This window comes from Bacillus sp. AFS053548 (assembly GCF_002575105.1).
Classification (GTDB): domain Bacteria; phylum Bacillota; class Bacilli; order Bacillales; family Bacillaceae_G; genus Gottfriedia.
Genome location: NZ_NUHI01000025.1, coordinates 112143 through 129258, shown reverse-complemented (window position 1 = coordinate 129258; position 17116 = coordinate 112143). Strand labels below are relative to the sequence as shown.

Here is a 17116-nt window from a genome sequence, read left to right as displayed (position 1 = left end):
GAGATTATTGTGAGCGTGCAATCAAAGCAAAATGCAATTATTAACGGTTCAGGAACAATTGGTACTGGCAAATATGATGACGTTAGAATTAGTGGAAGCGGACGCATACTTGGTGATATTTTTTGTCATGAAGTGAAAGTAAGTGGCTCAGCAAAATTCAATGGAAAAGTCGAAACTGAATATTTTAACTGCAGTGGGAGCGCTAAATGTCTAGGTGATGTTGATGCAAAAAAAATGAGTGTCAGTGGATCGGCTTCGATTGATGGAAAAGTTTCTGGTGGAGATGTGAATGTTAGCGGTAGCTTTAAAACAAAGGGCGACTTAAATGTTCAGAGTATTAATGTTTCTGGTTCAATGAAAACGACGGGAATAGTGAAAGCAGAAGTAATTACTGTAAAAGGGTCGCTTTCTACAGAAAAAGGGTCTGAATGTGAAGTATTTACAGCTAAAGGTCACTTATCAATGAATGGTTTATTAAATGCAGAAAACGTAAAAATTACCCATGGTGGATTTGGCTATTTACCTCATAATGGATTTAGCTATATACCTGAAATTGGTGGAGAAACAATTGAAATTAGTCGATTCGATGACAATAATCTATTTTCACGTATTTTTACTAAACTTTTTAACAATCGAATGAACTTCAAATCAGATGTAATTGAGGGAAGTGCTGTAAAGATTGATTACACGACAGCAAGTGTAGTAAGAGGTGATGCTGTAACAATTGGACCAAAATGTGTAATCGACCTTGTAGAATATACAGAAGATGTTCAAATTCATCCTTCAGCAAAAGTAAAGGATGTAAAGAAATTAGAAATATAAGCGGCTTAAGGGATATCCTAAGTTGCTTTTTTTTTTGTGAAAACGATTTTTAAATAAGGCAGCTAGGAAGTTAGAATTGAAAGTTCTCTCTATTTCGGTTATTGAACTATAGTTAGTTGAATGTTAAGATAATAATGTGCAAACGGTTGCAATAAAATTGTACTTATTTTTTATTGAAGACTACTAATATAATCGATAATGAAAACGCTTTTATGCATTTGGAGGAGAGAGATTATGACAAATCAAAGTTGGTGGAAGGAAGCGGTTGCTTACCAAATTTATCCACGTAGCTTTATGGATTCAAATGGTGATGGAATTGGTGATTTAAGAGGTGTAATTTCGAAATTAGATTATTTAAAAGAACTCGGTATAGATGTTATTTGGATTTGTCCATTTTACAAATCACCAAATGATGATAATGGTTACGATATCTCAGATTATCAGGACATTATGGATGAGTTTGGCACAATGGCTGATTTTGATGAGCTATTAGAGAATGTACACGAAAGAGGAATGAAGTTAATTTTAGATTTAGTAGTCAATCATACAAGTGATGAGCATCCTTGGTTTTTAGAATCTAAAAAATCAAAAGATAATCCCTATAGAGACTACTATATTTGGAGAGAAAGAAAAAAATCAGGCCATGAGCCAAATAACTGGGAAAGTATTTTCGGTGGATCTGCTTGGGAATATGATGAAGCAACGGATGAATATTTCTTACACTTATTCTCAAAAAAGCAGCCTGATTTAAATTGGGAGAACAAAGAAGTAAGACAAAAAGTATATGACATGATTAATTGGTGGTTAGATAAAGGAATCGATGGTTTCCGAGTAGACGCGATCAGTCATATAAGAAAACGACCAGGTTTTCCAGATATGCCAAATCCAAAGAAAGAGAAATATGTGGCAAGCTTTGATATGCACATGAATCAAGAGGGAATTCACAAATATCTGGATGAGCTAAAACGTGAAACATTTGATAAATATGACATCATGACAGTCGGAGAAGCAAATGGTGTAACAACGAAAGATGCACATCTGTGGGTTGGAGAAAAACAAGGTAAGTTCAATATGATTTTCCAATTCGAAAGTTTAGATCTTTGGAAGAAAACCGATGAATCAGAAACTTCGATCGCCGATTTAAAAGAAGTACTTACTAAATGGCAAACTGGATTAGAGGGATATGGATGGAATGCATTATTTATCGAGAACCATGATATACCTAGAGCAGTCAGTACATTAGGAAATGATGATGAAGCATTTTGGGGAATTTCAGCAAAAGCTATTGGAGTAATGTATTTCTTTATGCAAGGAACGCCATTCATTTACCAAGGGCAAGAAATTGGAATGACAAATGTTCACTACACATCAATCAACGATTATAATGATGTAAGTGCAAAAAATATGTATAATACAATGATTGAAAATGGTTCGACTGAACAAGATGTTCTAGATATTTTATGGAAAACAGGCCGTGATAATTCCCGCACACCTATGCAATGGAACAGTACAAATAATGCTGGATTCACAACGGGTAAACCTTGGCTTAAAACGAATGATAACTTTAATGAAATAAATGTTGAAATCCAAGAAAAAAATGCAGACTCTATTTTATCATTCTATAAAAAGATGATTACATTACGTAAAGAAAATAAGGCACTAGTTTATGCACCGTATGAATATCTAGACGTTAAAAATGAACCTGTTTATGCATACACTCGAAATGGTGAAAAAGAAACATTCTTAGTGATTACTAATTTATCATCAGAGAAACAAAAATTTACTTTACCGAAAGAACTTACAAAAAAGAATGCACAATTAAGTTTAACGAACATTGAATTAACAGATCATCAATTAGTTGAAAACATGGAATTTAAACCTTTTGAAGCTAGAGTTTATCGTTTAATTTAATTATTTTATATAGTATTTACTGAACAGACTGTCACATGACAGTCTGTTTTCATTTTATACAGGATGCTTGCTTTCCATGGGGTACACCTGTGGAAGTGCAAATAAAAAAGTGGATACTGCAATTAAATCTGTGAAGTGCAAATAAAAAAGTGGAAACTGCAATTAAATCTTTGGAAGTGCAAATAAAAAGACCGAAACTGCAATTAAATTTCTAAAAGTTCAAATAAAAAGGCCAAAACTACAATTTAATTTGGTAAATCTTCAAATAAAAAAAGTCAAACCTGCAATATAAACTATGAAAACCGCAAATAGGGCTATGAAACAAGGGCGAATAGAGTAATATAATCAAAAAAATAGAAGAAATAACATTAAATTAGACTTTGAACCAACCAAAACTAAACATAATCCAGTAAAACAAATAAAATCTTTTCAATAATTGTCAAAGAATGATCCGAACTTTTTAACACTAGATTTCACCGTAAAATTAAGTAAGAACATCCCTACATAACGGGGTGCACAACTTGAAAAATTAGGGGCAATTAATGTTCAAATTTTTCAATACTCTAAAAAATGGCTGTCGAATGATCGTCATTTTTTGCTGCATTTTTTTGGCAAAAACCTACAAGGTTTTATAGTATTACAAACACTTCGACAATTTGTAACACTCCTGTAATGGCTTTCAAAATTGGATTTTGTTAGACTTACATTATCAATGAAGGGGGAGAAAGAGATGAAAAAGCAAGTCCTTATAGCTTTCGTATGCTTACTGAGCATGGTATTTTTTACGACTAAATCACAAGCAGCATCTACATATAACCCATACTCAAAGAAAAATCAGGTAACAAAAATCGCTAAACAATATACTGGAGTGCCATATCGTTTTGGTGGTACTAGTACTAAAGGTTTTGATTGTTCAGGTTACGTAGGGTATGTATACAAAAAAGTAGGTACTACATTACCTCGAACAGCTTCGTCAATGTATACTGTCAGCTCAATTGTTAAAAAGCCTGTTCCTGGTGATTTAGTTTTCTTCAAAAATACATACAAAAAAGGTATTAGCCATGTAGGAATTTTCATGGGAAATAATAATTTTATTTCAGCGACTTCAAGTAAGGGAGTAGCTGTTGTAAGTCTTTCCAATACATATTGGAAACCGAAATTCGCTGGCTCAGGTAGTGTAATTAAATAAACATAATAATAGTTGCAATTTACTTTTCTTAAGAATGGTAGATTGCTTTTTTTTTGCACTTTAAGAAAGTATAAATTGGTAGCGAGGAGGAGTATTCGACGCAATTATCAATTTTAGGAATAAAGTAAAAGTGCAACTACGCCCTTGTCACCGCTAATCGGCAAGTTTTTTTTATCTTTTCATAAAGTATTCTTTTTTAATAAATAAGTAGATTATGTTCCAATGATATAATGACCTTTAACTAAACTAGTTGAATGACTTTAAAGGAGCTGGTAATCATAGCATTAGTCTACTTTACTTTTTTTGTATTAGGCCTAGTATTTGGTTCTTTTTTTAATGTTGTTGGGTTAAGAGTACCTAACGGAAAATCGATTATTTCACCGGGTTCCTCGTGTTCAAATTGTGGACATAAATTGAGTTCCATAGAATTAATACCGGTATTTTCGTTTTTACTCCAAAGAGGGAAATGTCGAAGTTGCGGGATGCTAATTTCCAAACTATATCTATTAATTGAAAGTCTAACAGGTATGTTATTCGTTTTATCCATTTATGAAACTGGTTTTCATAAAGAGTTAATGATCGCTCTTTCGTTAATATCTTTATTAATCATTATTGTTGTTTCAGATGTGAACTATATGATTATTCCTAATCGGATTCTACTAATCTTTTTATTTATTTTTAGTTTTGAACGAACCTTATTTCCTTTGGACCCTTGGTGGAGTAGTATAGTAGGAGCTTTAGGAGCATTCGTGGTTTTGCTTTTAATTAATCTGATTAGTAAAGGTGGTATGGGAGGGGGAGACATAAAGTTATTTAGTGTGCTAGGAATAATTTTAGGTTGGAAACTAACACTCATTGCATTTATGCTTGCATGTTTTTCAGGCAGTATTTACGGGTTAGTTGTAATATTGTTCGGAAAATTAAAGCAACGAAATCCAATTCCTTTTGGTCCATTCATCTCAATAGGTGGATTAGTTAGTTATTTTTATTGTGAAAATCTATTAGAATTTTACGATATAATTTTTTATTAAGCTGATAAATAAAAAGGCTATTTAATTGAAAAATTCTTCAACTAAATAACCCGTACTTTTACTTATGAGAATAATTTCTCTTCTACACTATTAATAACTGAATTCCAATATTTTTTATCTTCAACGAAGTTTGTTCGAATCGCTTTAAAAACAGCAGTTTGTTTTTCTTGGAAATTTGGATCATCTTTATCTGGAAGCTCTTTTTTCATTTCAACTACAATTTCTTCAATCTCCGCAGAACGTGGGCCCCATACATTTACTTCATTCCCTTTTTCATCCATAAAAACAAAAATTGGAATAGAACGAGATTTACCATTAGTTAAATATTGATCCATTAATTCTAGGTTTTCATCTCGAATTAGGAATCTAGTATCTATATTTGCTTTTTCCATCATTTTCTGAATTACTGGTACATTAAGTAATGCATCTCCACACCAATCTGCAGTTAAGGTAACAACCTTCCAATGACGATTCTTTAATTGTTCAAGTTTTGCTTGTGTACTTTCAGGAATCGTAACTTCATTATAGATTTTTAGAAGTTCTTCTTTATTCACATTCATTGCTTCTACATATTCTTGAAAAGTCATGCCTTTTTCGAACCAAGAATTTAATGACATTTCCATACACTCCTTTAATGTTAATAAATAGTATTATACCCCATTCGTCATAAGAAGGAATGCAATAAGACTTGCAGAATTATTATACAGTATATGTTTTATATGCAGTTTAAGCAGGAGGGAGAAAAATGAGTGCGCCAATTGAGATGTCAAAAAATCGGAAGCGCTTTCCAAAGTGGATTAAAGTTACATCAACCATCTTAATCGTTATCGTCTTAATCGTTGCGGGCACCGGCCTGTACTTAACCAAAAAATCATTACCAAGCATTAAAGGAAATTTAACGATCAGTACGTTAAACCATAAAGTAGAGGTAGTTAGGGATGATAAAGGAGTACCTCATATTAGTGCTAAAAGTTTGCATGACTTGTATGTTGCGCAAGGCTTTGTAACTGCACAAGATCGATTATTTCAAATGGATTTAAGCAGGAGACAGGCGTCCGGACAATTAAGTGAAGTAATTGGGGATGCTACAGTGGAGCGTGACTCATATTTTCGAACGCTTGGTTTAAGAAGAGCTGCCGAAGCTTCTTACAGCAAATACGATAAAAATGGACAAAATGTTTTAAATTGGTATGCAGAAGGAGTAAATGCGTACATAAAATACGCAATAAAGGAAAATAAACTACCAGTTGAATTTAAAATTTTACAATATAAGCCAACTAAATGGACGGCAATTGACTCACTAGTAATTGGTAAATATATGGCATTTGATTTAGGCGGTCACTGGAATGAACAAGCATTTCGTTATTATGCTATGAATAAATTTCCAAAGGATAAGGCTTTGGAGCTATTCCCAGCTAATAATGATCTAGATTCGTATATTATTCCAAGCAATACTTCAAAAATAGACGTAGAAAAGAGCTTTGCAAGTGCAATTATTCCACCTGTTTGGAATGGAAGTAATGATTGGGTTGTTAGTGGATCTAAAACTAAGTCCGGAAAACCGTTATTAGCGGATGATCCTCATTTAGGATTAGCGACACCGGCAATTTGGTATGAAACTCAATTAAAATCTGGTGATATGAATGTAAGTGGTGTGATTTTTGCAGGGGTGCCGGGAATCATCGTTGGTCATAATGAACATATTGCCTGGGGAGTAACAAACGTAGGTCCAGATGTTCAAGATTTATATATTGAAAAACGAAATCCAAATAAGCCAGACGAATTTTTATATGATGGTCAATGGGAAAAGGCAGAGGTTATAAAAGAAACGATCAAAATTAAAGGTGAAAAGAATAAGGTTTTACCTGTAATGATTACGAGACATGGTTCAGTGATTTCGGAATTTGCGAGCGATGCTGGAAAAGATACCGTATTCTCTTTACAATGGACAGCACTACAACCAACAACAGAGCTAGAAGCCGTTTTAAAGTTTGATGCTGCAAAGGATTGGAATTCGTTTAAAAAAGGATTAGCTTTATTTGAGGCTCCTGCCCAAAATTTTGTATTCGCATCTGATGACGGAACAATTGCTTATCGAGCGAATGGAAAAATTCCAATCCGTAAAAAAGGTGATGGGCTAATGCCAGTGCCAGGTTGGACTAGTGATTACGGATGGAAAGGTTACATTCCTTACGATGAACTACCAACAATCGTTAACCCAAAGGAAGGATTTATTTCATCTGCAAATAATAAAGTAGTTGATGATTCATATCCATACCATATTTCAAATTCATGGGCACAGCCTTACCGTCAATTACGCATTCAGGAAGTATTAAAAAAGAATGACAAATTGACTGTTAAAAATATGCAAAAGCTACAAATGGACGAAATGAACTTACAGGCGAAGGAACATGCACCGAAGTTTATTAAGTCAATAAAACAAAATAAAGATCAATTATCATCTGTTGAAAAATCAGCTTTAAAGGAACTTGAAAAATGGAATTTTATAGATGATAAAGATGATGCTTCTCCTCTCATATTCCAAATGTGGATGACTGAAATAAATAAAGCATTGTTCGATCAACAAATCTCAAACGATATGATGGATTTATTTGGAGACCGCAAAGTCGTAGTCGATCAATTGCTACGTGACAGCTTAAATGGGAAAAAAGTAATCTGGGTTGATGAACAGGGCGGAATTAATAAACTTTTATTAAAAACCTTTAAAACAACAGTTAAAAATATTAGCAAAACTGACGGTGAAAATGCAGCTAAGTGGGATTGGGGTGATCACCATAAAGTTGCTTTCAAACACCCATTATCCAGTATTAAAATCTTAAGTTATTTCTTTAATGCAAGAGATCCAATCCCAGTAGGAGGCAGTGCAACTACTGTTAAAGCAGCAGGATACGATGACCAAGGAATCGTAGACCATGGTGCATCATGGAGAACTGTTGTAGATTTTGCAGATTTAAGTAAATCAGTAAACATAGTTGGACCAGGACAATCCGGAAACCTCGGGAGCAAATGGTATAGTGATCAAATGGAAGATTGGGCAAATGGAACATATCATACTACTTCTTTGAAAAGTGTAAAAGGTGTTAAAGAAATGTTCGAACCAGGAAAAACAAAGAAGAAGTAGGAAGGCAGTATAGAAGACAGACCTTTTAGAGGTCTGTTTCTTTGTTTGGGAAGTGAAAATGTAGTGATTTAGTTGCGATTCCCGGTTTTAATCGCGATACGCAATTTTTAATTGTAGCTTCAATGAATTTAATATCACTTTAAAGGTTAAATCAAGTAAAGGTTTGATCACCTTATCCAGCACACAACTCTAATTTCTTCCCTTTCATCACCTCATATAATAAAATATTTAAATAGATTGTCCTAAAAAATTTGAAAAAAGGGGGGCTGTGAAAATGAATGGAATGGGCTTAGTTCTCGAAGGTGGAGGAATGAGAGGGATTTATACTGCCGGTGTTCTTGATTATTTTCTAGAACAAAATATAGAAATTCCTTATGTGATAGGTGTTTCTGCGGGTGCTTGTATGGGTACTTCTTATTTATCAAAACAACATGGTCGTAATAAACGAGTAAATACGGAATTTTTACAGCATCCAGATTATATTTCTTTTAAAAATTTAATTCGTAATAAGCAGCTTTTTGGCATGGACTTATTATTTGATATTATTCCTAATGAGTTAGATCCATTTGATTTTGATTCTTTTTATAATGCTGAGCAAAAATTTGTAGTTGGTACGACGGATTGTGTTACAGGAGAACCTGTCTATTTTGATAAAGATCAAATTGTAGAATCAACAGATATGTTAAATATAATTCGGGCATCAAGTTCTTTACCGTTAATGGCTCCAATCATTAAGTTTAATAATCATTTCTTGATGGATGGTGGCATTGCAGATCCAATTCCAATCGGTAAATCTGAAGCCGATGGCAATCTTAAAAATATAGTTGTTTTAACTAGAAATGCTGGTTATCGTAAAAAACCTTCAAAAGGTACTTGGTATTTGCAAAAAAAGTATAAAGATTATCCAGGACTTGTTCAGGCCGTATTAAATAGATATGAAGTTTATAATAAGCAATTAGAATATATTGAGGAGCAAGAAAAAGCTGGAAATATATTAGTCATTCGTCCTTTACAAAAGTTAAAGGTTGGACGTATCGAAAGAAATAAAGGGCGTTTATTAGAGCTTTATAAAGAAGGTTATGAAGATGCTAAGCGACTTCGTGAACAGATTTTAGAATTTATATCATATGAAAAAACGACCTGTTAATCAGGTCGTTTTAATATGTTGAAAATTAAACTATTCAGTCTGAATGAAAACGCTAGTCTTTCAAAGTACGAAGCATGTTATAAAAGCGAAACAACTAAGAAAGCGAGCGTTTGTCAACAGTCTGATCAACCTGTTAAATTCAGGTCGTTTTTTATGGGGGAGGGAGAAAATAGATTAATCCTTATCATTATTATTATTTTTGTTGTTATTATTGTTCATCATGTTTTTCATCATCATTTCAAACATAACCATATCGACACCTAAACACGGATTCATACAGCCACAGTTACTTCTTCTTCTAAAGCAACAGCATCTGCAATTGCAGTGACAATCATGGCGACGGCAATCGCAACGATCTCTATCACAACGATCTCTATCACAATCATCAAAATCACAGCGTCTTCTTCTGCAATCGTCACAGTCACAGTCATTACGTCTACATCTACTTGAGTTCATGTTGACTTGATCTTGGTTGTTCCACATCGTAGAACACCTCCTTGAATAATCTACATAAACAAAATATGCATAGATGTCCCATTAAGGAAAGGCTAGTACCTAAAAAAAAAAATAAAAAAGCACATTAATCTTTTTAAAGATCATGTGCCTTAAAATATTTATTATTAATGTGGGAAGAAAACCAATTGGATTAAGAATAAAATACCAAATATATAAATTACTGGTTTAACATTTTTTGCTTTCCCTTTAACGACTTTTAATAATGGATAGGTAATAAACCCAAGAGCAATACCTGTAGCAATACTTGATGTAAGTGGCATTGTGATAATAACTAGAAATGCAGGGAATGCTTCTTCAAAGTTATCCCACTCAATATGACGAACACTACCCATCATTAAGCAACCTACTACGATTAATGATGGTGATGTAATTGCCGCTACATCAGAAATTGAATTAACAAGTGGGCTAAAGAATGCTGCAAAAACGAATAGTAATGCAACGACAAGTGCCGTTAAACCTGTTCTACCCCCAGCTGCAACACCTGCTGTAGATTCGATATAAGCTGTTGTAGGTGAAGTACCAAACATAGCTCCAATTGTTGTACCGAATGAATCAGAAAGCATCGCACGACCAGTACGCTTTTCATCTTTCTTGTCTAATAAACCAGCTTGTGAAGCTACACCTAAGAATGTACCTGTCGTATCAAAAATTGTAACTAATAAAAATGAAAAGACAACTGAATATAGTCCATAATGTATGACATCTGAAGCTGCTGTAATTGGATTAGCAACAATGATATGCTCAGGTAATTTAGGTAAAGAGAAAATACTTCCTTTAATGTGTAATTTTCCAGCAAATCCTGCAATGATTGTTGTTGCAACCATTCCAAAGAATAAAGCACCATTTACATTTAAGGCAAATAAGATAATTGTAATTGCAATACCGACTATAGTAAGGATTACACCAGGTGAATGGAGATCGCCTAATCCTACAAGATTATCTTTGTTAGCAACGATTATACCTGAAAGACGTAAACCTATAAATGCGATAAATAATCCAATACCAACACTAATTGCATGTTTTAATGTATTTGGAATTGCTTCTATTAAATGCGTTCTAAATTTTGTTAAAGATAGAATAACGAATAAAATGCCTGTAATAAATACAGCTGAGAATGCTAAATGATACGAAATGCCATGTGCTTTTGAAACAACTGAATAAGCAAAATATGCATTCATTCCCATTCCGGGAGCAATCGCAATTGGGTAGTTTCCGAACAATGCCATAAATAATGTTCCGACTAAAGTTGCAATGATTGTTGCAGTAAATGCTTGGTTAAATGGAACACCTGCATCGGATAATATAATAGGATTAACAATAATTATATAAGCCATAGTTAAAAAAGTAGTAAAGCCGGCTATAATTTCTGTTTTAACGGTAGTGTTAGCCTCTTTTAATTTAAACATAATAGGTCTCCTTGTAAAATACGAATGATAAACTCAACAGTTATTAATAATATTCGTTTTATTGTAAAAGTGCAAGTTTTTTTAGTAGATTAACCTCTTTTAACGAATTCAATTATGTTTAGTATTCCTAAAAGTATGATTTGGGTATGCTAAATCTGAATTATTTAAAAGGAGGATGTAGTAAATGAATCAGAAACAGTTTCCGACTAAATTTAATCCGCAACATCAAAATAAGCAACCAGGTATCGAAAAGGAAATGACGCCAATACCGATATCAGATGATCCAAACTACACACCAAGTGGTAAATTAAAGGAAAAAGTTGCCGTTATTACTGGGGGAGATAGTGGGATTGGAAGAGCAGTTGCAATACTTTTTGCAAAAGAAGGGGCATCAGTTTTTATTCCGTATTTCGATGAGGATGTTGATGCACAAGATACAAAGAAATTTATAAATGATTTTGGTGGAAATTGTGAAATAATGAGATGTGACATTAGAACAGAGGAAGTTTGTAAACAAATCGTTCAAAATGCAATTCAAACCTTCGGAAAAATTAACATTTTAGTGAACAATGCTGCAGTTCAATATCCACAAAAGAATTTGGAAGACATTACGGAAGAGCAATTAAAAAGAACATTTGAAACAAATATTTTTTCAATGTTCTTTTTATCAAAAGCTTGCCTTCCACATCTGAAGCAAGGGGACTCTATTATCAATACTGCGTCAATAACTGCGTATAAAGGACATGATCAATTATTGGATTACTCTGCGACGAAAGGAGCGATTGTCACATTTACTCGTTCACTTTCTACAAATCTTGCTCAAAAGGGAATTCGTGTTAATGGTGTAGCTCCTGGGCCAATTTGGACACCATTGATCCCAGCAAGTTTTGACGAACAAGAAGTAGCAAAGTTTGGTAGCACAACTCCAATGAAACGAGCTGGACAGCCAGTAGAGCTCGCACCGGCATATCTTTATTTAGCCAGCAATGAAGCTTCCTTTATTACAGGACAAATCATTCATGTTAATGGTGGAGTAATTTTGAACGGATAAACTAATAAAATGGTGCCATATACGAAAAATGTAAATGGCACCATTTCATTAATATTTAGGTCGAAATGTATGACAGCAAGTTTCACCACTATGTACAGCAGAAGTGGTTATTTCACCGTCTAAGACTGCATTTTGAATCGTTAAATCAAAGTCATTTGAGTACTCGTATGCTTCGGTTTGAACAAGAATTGAGTCTGCTTGGCAAAAGTTTCCCTGCCCCCAAAAATTACAATTTGCAACACTACATCTAATTTCTGGCATAAACTCGCCCTCCTTTTGTTTTATTTTCTACATACTTTGCAATCTCATTCAGATTTAAAGTAGTACCATTGTAGAATTTTTAGAGAGAATATTGTAAACTTTTATCAAGATAGAAGGAGTTAGGAAGACTTTTATCGAATCAAACTCTGATTAAGTATAGGAGGAGAACAAATATGAATTGGGAAACAACTTATGAAAAATGGATTCAATCACCGACATTGGATCAAGAACTAAAAGAACAATTAATTAAACTTGAGAATAATCAGCTTATACTTAAGGAAAGTTTCTATCAAAATTTAGAATTCGGAACTGGTGGAATGCGCGGAGAAATCGGACCTGGAACGAATCGTATGAACATTTATACTATTCGTAAAGCATCTGCTGGTTTTGCAAAATATATTGAAAGCTTTGGAGAAGAAGCAAAAAACCGTGGAGTTGCAATTGCTTTCGATTCTCGTCATAAAAGTCCTGAGTTTGCAATGGAAGCAGCTAAAACACTTGCGACACATGGTATTAAAGCGTATGTATTCAATGAATTACGTCCTACACCAGAATTATCATTTGCAGTACGTGAGTTAAACTGCTTTGGTGGTATTGTCATTACGGCTAGTCATAATCCACCTGAATATAACGGATTTAAAGTTTATGGTGATGACGGTGGTCAATTACCTCCAGCTGCGGCTGATCAAGTAATTGAATACGTTAATTCATTTGAAAATGAGTTAGAAATTGAAGTATCTTCTGAAAAAGATTTAGTTGAAAAAGGCTTAATACATAGATTAGATGAAGAAATGGACAAATTATATGTAGAGCAACTAAAAACTGTTGTTGTTAACAACGATTTAGTTCGAGAACATGGTAAGGATTTAAAAATTGTTTTTACTCCATTACATGGTACAGCATTACTACCTGCAACAATGTCATTAAAAGCAGTTGGCTTTGAAAATGTAACAATTGTTGAGGAACAAGCAAAAGCAGATCCGAATTTTACAACTGTAAAATCACCGAACCCTGAAGAACACGCAGCGTTTGAATATGCAATTCGTTACGGTAAAGAGATTGATGCAGATGTATTAATTGCAACTGACCCTGATGCTGACCGTTTAGGAATTGCTACGAAAAATGAAAACGGCGAATATGTAGTCTTAACTGGAAACCAAACAGGAGCATTAATGCTTCATTATTTATTAAGCCAACAAGATGTACCTTCTAATGCACTATTACTTAAAACAATCGTTACATCTGAATTTGGTCAAGTAATCGCATCAAAATTCGGTGTTAAAACAATTGATACACTTACTGGATTTAAGTTTATTGGTGAAAAAATTAAAGAATATGAGCAAACGAACGAATACTCATTCTTATTCGGTTATGAAGAAAGCTATGGCTATTTAATTAAACCATTTGTACGTGATAAAGACGCAATTCAAGCAACAGTACTTGCTGCAGAAATAGCTACTTATTATAAAACAAAAGGTATGACTTTATATGAAGGCCTAAATAGCCTATATGAGCAATATGGCTATTACTTAGAAGGATTAAAATCACTAACACTAAAAGGGATTGAAGGTACAGAAAAAATCCAATCGATTTTAACAAATTACCGTCAAAACCCTCCTGTTGATATAAATGGTCTAAAAGTTGTTACGGTTGAAGATTATAAACTTCAAGAGAAAACGACTTTAGAATCAGGAGAAAAAGAACAAATACTTCTTCCTAAATCAAATGTATTAAAGTATCAACTTGAAGACGGTTCATGGGTATGCTTACGCCCATCTGGAACTGAACCAAAAATCAAGTTCTATTTCGGAATTGTTGGACAATCCCGTCAGGATAGCATCCAAAAATTGGATAGTTTACAACAAGCATTTATGGAAAAAATTGAAGTATTAGTCTAAAAAAAAGAGCGACTATTTAGTCGCTCTTTTCATTTATTTTAGTTAAAGCTCTAATGATGAAATGAAAGATTGTTCTTCAATGCTTTCTTCCCTAGTAGCATGCTCAATATGTTGGAACATACCTTTTAGTTTTTCATCAATGATCGCTAAGTCCCTCTCGTATTTAAAAGCATGTAGAAAATGTTCGATACGCTTTGAAAAAAGTTCGTCTTTCGTATTTACCATTAACACGAGAAGCTTATCCCATTGACAACAATAAGTGTAATACAATGCTAAATCATAATCGGATTGTACTTGCATTGTGAACCTCCTTTTTAGAGGGTACACATAGTTTATGGCGAAAAAAATTAATTAGCCATGAGAGAATTTAACAAAAGGTTACGGTAGAGGTTAGGTAAAAATAGGATGGTTAAGTGCTGGACCGATAGGGAAAACCGGAAGTAAAGTGATGTGATTTTTCGTATTTTAGAAATACTTTATTGGTTTTGATCAAATTATTAAAGAATAGCTTCAATTTAGTTAAATGGAACTTAAAATAGGATGAAAAAGGGCCAAAATATATTGATTACTGTTATTTTTGCATTTACCTTGGAGTTTACAGATAAAATCTTTCCAACACCTAAGTATACTTTTATTTGAAACAGGTATAATAAGATTAAAATAATAAGCAATCTAGAGAAACTATGTACTCCAAACTACTTTAGATTTTCTTAATCAAATAAATAATTCAAAAAATGAAGTTATATCAATCGCATTGTACAAATAAAATGAACTAGCGTATGAATTTTTTTCATACGTTTTTTTGTGTTTATGTTTTTTTGAAAAATTTCGAATTAGACAAATGAATATAGTTTGGATATGACTATTTTTACATTAATTCAATTTTCAGTTCATAGAATAATATAAGAAGAGACAGGAGGAGAGTGTGATGAAGGCGAGTGATTATAGAGCGTTGGAATATGCTATTGACGAAATTACAGAGATTGCGAGAGGATTTGGGCTAGACTTTTACCCAATGCGCTATGAAATCTGTCCTGCAGATATCATTTATACATTTGGCGCTTACGGTATGCCTACAAGATTCTCCCACTGGAGCTTTGGAAAACAGTTTTATAAAATGAAGCTTCATTACGATTTAGGGCTAAGCAAAATTTATGAATTGGTAATCAACTCTGATCCATGTTATGCATTTTTATTAGATACAAACTCTCTCGTTCAGAATAAATTAATCGTTGCACACGTTTTAGCTCATTGTGACTTCTTTAAAAATAATATTCGTTTCTCAAATACAAAGAGAGATATGGTTGAAAGTATGGCAGCTACTGCTGAACGAATTAAACACTATGAACATATATACGGTAAGCAAGAAGTAGAAAATTTCCTAGATGCAGTACTCTCAATTCAAGAGCATATTGATCCATCATTAATGCGACCAAAACTGGCTTATGATTTAGAAACTGATTTCCCATTAAAAGAGAAAAAACGAGTTACACCATATGATGATTTATGGAATATGGATCAAAGTAAAGAAAAGAAAAATGATTCAAACCTTATCCCAATTAAACGTAAACAATTCCCACCACAACCCGAAAAAGATATCCTATTATTTATCGAAGAATACTCCAGAGAACTAGAAGAATGGCAACGTGACATCCTGACTATGTTACGAGAAGAAATGCTTTATTTCTGGCCACAGCTTGAGACGAAAATTATGAATGAAGGCTGGGCAAGTTACTGGCACATAAGAATCATGCGTGAACTAAATCTTGATTCAAACGAAGCAATCGAATACGCAAAACTAAATGCAGGAGTAGTTCAGCCATCGAAAACAAGCATTAACCCATATTATTTAGGACTAAGAATGTTTGAAGATATTGAAGAGCGATATAATAACCCAAGTAAAGAAATGAGAGAGTTAGGTGTTAAACCTGGCAGCGGTAGGGAAAAAATGTTTGAAGTTCGAGAATTAGAGTCTGACAGCTCATTTATTCGAAACTATTTAACTAAAGACCTCGTAATGAGAGAAGATATGTACTTATTCCAGCGACAAGGTAAGGAATATAAAGTTACCGATAAAGCATGGGAGAATGTACGAGATCAACTTGTAGTTAGTCGGGTAAATGGAGGATTCCCTTATATTGTAGTTCAGGAAGGAGATTATTTAAAAAATGGTGAGCTTTATTTGAAGCATTCTTATGAACATATGGAACTTGATGTGAAGTATGTTGAGAAGGTAATGCCTTATATTCATCAGTTATGGGGTAGAGGGGTACATTTGGAGACGAATATTGAGAATAAGTCTGTGTTGTTTAGTTATGATGGAAAGAATATTCATCGGAAGTATATTTGAGCCACCTATTATAGGTGGTTTTCTTTATGTTTAGAAAGTATAGAATTCTTTTTCGGTAAGTGGACCTTATGTAACTAAATGGCAGGATAGTTCAATATGGAATGTTACAATTAGACGTAGTCAGTAAAGATGATAATAGGTTTAATTGGTAATGTGATGTGTTAAGTGTAGCAATCATTTATCGAATGCTTGACGAAAACTAAAGGAGATTGAGTTAGTTCAACAAGGATTTCTAAAAGTAAAAAAGAGAAACTCTTGAAAAGGAGTTTCCCTTTAAATAAATAGGTGGTATTGGGCAAGCAGTAATTGCTCAATACAATATATTCAATAAAAAGTTAATTACTAAAAATAATAATACTCATTTTCCTTTTTTTTTTATAGCATGAGTTGGT

General features: G+C 33.4%; 14 protein-coding genes. 9 read left to right on the top strand and 5 right to left on the bottom strand.

Annotated features, from left to right (window positions below; all coding sequences use genetic code 11):
• Positions 1–9: 9 nt before the first annotated feature.
• The 4 genes from CN946_RS13415 (at position 10) to CN946_RS13400 (ending at position 4953) form a co-directional block, all read left to right on the top strand.
• On the top strand, positions 10–822 hold the full coding sequence (locus CN946_RS13415; protein WP_176547322.1) for a polymer-forming cytoskeletal protein: 813 nt from the start codon (positions 10–12) through the stop codon (positions 820–822).
• A gap of 234 nt (positions 823–1056) precedes the next feature.
• The gene (locus tag CN946_RS13410) at positions 1057–2733 is read left to right on the top strand and encodes a glycoside hydrolase family 13 protein (RefSeq protein ID WP_098861567.1); all 1677 of its coding nucleotides are present in this window, start codon (positions 1057–1059) and stop codon (positions 2731–2733) included.
• Between the two features lie 730 nt (positions 2734–3463).
• Positions 3464–3922 (top strand): C40 family peptidase, encoded by a 459-nt coding sequence (locus CN946_RS13405; protein WP_097976530.1) that lies wholly within the window; start codon positions 3464–3466, stop codon positions 3920–3922.
• Between the two features lie 254 nt (positions 3923–4176).
• Positions 4177–4953 (top strand): prepilin peptidase, encoded by a 777-nt coding sequence (locus CN946_RS13400; protein ID WP_098861566.1) that lies wholly within the window; start codon positions 4177–4179, stop codon positions 4951–4953.
• Between the two features lie 62 nt (positions 4954–5015).
• On the opposite strand, the gene CN946_RS13395 is transcribed toward CN946_RS13400, so the two are convergent.
• On the bottom strand, positions 5016–5570 hold the full coding sequence (locus CN946_RS13395; protein WP_098861565.1) for a thioredoxin family protein: 555 nt from the start codon (positions 5568–5570) through the stop codon (positions 5016–5018).
• A 128-nt stretch (positions 5571–5698) separates the two neighbouring features.
• On the opposite strand from CN946_RS13395, the gene CN946_RS13390 reads away from it, so the two are divergent.
• Together CN946_RS13390 and CN946_RS13385 are read left to right on the top strand one after the other, a co-directional pair.
• Complete coding sequence (locus tag CN946_RS13390; RefSeq protein ID WP_098861564.1) at positions 5699–8095, top strand: penicillin acylase family protein; 2397 nt, start codon at positions 5699–5701, stop codon at positions 8093–8095.
• A 274-nt stretch (positions 8096–8369) separates the two neighbouring features.
• Positions 8370–9242 carry a patatin-like phospholipase family protein gene (locus CN946_RS13385; RefSeq protein ID WP_098861563.1) on the top strand — a complete coding sequence of 291 codons (873 nt, stop codon included), beginning with the start codon at positions 8370–8372 and terminating at the stop codon, positions 9240–9242.
• A 272-nt stretch (positions 9243–9514) separates the two neighbouring features.
• Here CN946_RS13385 and CN946_RS23500 read toward each other — a convergent pair whose 3' ends face one another.
• Both CN946_RS23500 and CN946_RS13375 read right to left on the bottom strand, forming a co-directional pair.
• Positions 9515–9673, bottom strand: a complete 159-nt coding sequence (locus CN946_RS23500) for a hypothetical protein (protein WP_176547321.1) — start codon at positions 9671–9673, stop codon at positions 9515–9517.
• A 189-nt stretch (positions 9674–9862) separates the two neighbouring features.
• Positions 9863–11164, bottom strand: coding sequence for an NCS2 family permease (locus CN946_RS13375; RefSeq protein WP_098861561.1), 1302 nt, complete (start codon positions 11162–11164; stop codon positions 9863–9865).
• A 184-nt stretch (positions 11165–11348) separates the two neighbouring features.
• On the opposite strand from CN946_RS13375, the gene CN946_RS13370 reads away from it, so the two are divergent.
• Positions 11349–12215 (top strand): SDR family oxidoreductase, encoded by an 867-nt coding sequence (locus CN946_RS13370; RefSeq protein WP_098861560.1) that lies wholly within the window; start codon positions 11349–11351, stop codon positions 12213–12215.
• A 48-nt stretch (positions 12216–12263) separates the two neighbouring features.
• On the opposite strand, the gene CN946_RS13365 is transcribed toward CN946_RS13370, so the two are convergent.
• Complete coding sequence (locus tag CN946_RS13365) at positions 12264–12476, bottom strand: DUF1540 domain-containing protein (protein WP_056471273.1); 213 nt, start codon at positions 12474–12476, stop codon at positions 12264–12266.
• A 173-nt stretch (positions 12477–12649) separates the two neighbouring features.
• Between CN946_RS13365 and CN946_RS13360 the strand changes: the two genes are divergently transcribed.
• Positions 12650–14374: a phospho-sugar mutase gene (locus CN946_RS13360; protein ID WP_098861559.1), complete on the top strand. Its 1725-nt coding sequence runs from the start codon at positions 12650–12652 to the stop codon at positions 14372–14374.
• A 42-nt stretch (positions 14375–14416) separates the two neighbouring features.
• On the opposite strand, the gene CN946_RS13355 is transcribed toward CN946_RS13360, so the two are convergent.
• Entirely contained in the window at positions 14417–14674 is a 258-nt protein-coding gene (locus CN946_RS13355; protein WP_098427281.1) for a YhdB family protein, read from the bottom strand.
• A 628-nt stretch (positions 14675–15302) separates the two neighbouring features.
• On the opposite strand from CN946_RS13355, the gene CN946_RS13350 reads away from it, so the two are divergent.
• Positions 15303–16724 (top strand): SpoVR family protein, encoded by a 1422-nt coding sequence (locus tag CN946_RS13350; RefSeq protein WP_098861558.1) that lies wholly within the window; start codon positions 15303–15305, stop codon positions 16722–16724.
• Positions 16725–17116: the final 392 nt, after the last annotated feature.

Excerpts from the sequence above, each read along its gene's own strand:
- CN946_RS13410 (WP_098861567.1), top strand. The coding sequence starts at position 1,057 with ATGACAAATCAAAGTTGGTGGAAGGAAGCGGTTGCTTACCAAATTTAT.
- CN946_RS13405 (WP_097976530.1), top strand. The coding sequence starts at position 3,464 with ATGAAAAAGCAAGTCCTTATAGCTTTCGTATGCTTACTGAGCATGGTA.
- CN946_RS13400 (WP_098861566.1), top strand. The coding sequence starts at position 4,177 with ATGACTTTAAAGGAGCTGGTAATCATAGCATTAGTCTACTTTACTTTT.
- CN946_RS13395 (WP_098861565.1), bottom strand. The coding sequence starts at position 5,570 with ATGTCATTAAATTCTTGGTTCGAAAAAGGCATGACTTTTCAAGAATAT.
- CN946_RS13390 (WP_098861564.1), top strand. The coding sequence starts at position 5,699 with ATGAGTGCGCCAATTGAGATGTCAAAAAATCGGAAGCGCTTTCCAAAG.
- CN946_RS13385 (WP_098861563.1), top strand. The coding sequence starts at position 8,370 with ATGAATGGAATGGGCTTAGTTCTCGAAGGTGGAGGAATGAGAGGGATT.
- CN946_RS23500 (WP_176547321.1), bottom strand. The coding sequence starts at position 9,673 with ATGACTGTGACTGTGACGATTGCAGAAGAAGACGCTGTGATTTTGATG.
- CN946_RS13375 (WP_098861561.1), bottom strand. The coding sequence starts at position 11,164 with ATGTTTAAATTAAAAGAGGCTAACACTACCGTTAAAACAGAAATTATA.
- CN946_RS13370 (WP_098861560.1), top strand. The coding sequence starts at position 11,349 with ATGAATCAGAAACAGTTTCCGACTAAATTTAATCCGCAACATCAAAAT.
- CN946_RS13365 (WP_056471273.1), bottom strand. The coding sequence starts at position 12,476 with ATGCCAGAAATTAGATGTAGTGTTGCAAATTGTAATTTTTGGGGGCAG.
- CN946_RS13360 (WP_098861559.1), top strand. The coding sequence starts at position 12,650 with ATGAATTGGGAAACAACTTATGAAAAATGGATTCAATCACCGACATTG.
- CN946_RS13355 (WP_098427281.1), bottom strand. The coding sequence starts at position 14,674 with ATGCAAGTACAATCCGATTATGATTTAGCATTGTATTACACTTATTGT.
- CN946_RS13350 (WP_098861558.1), top strand. The coding sequence starts at position 15,303 with ATGAAGGCGAGTGATTATAGAGCGTTGGAATATGCTATTGACGAAATT.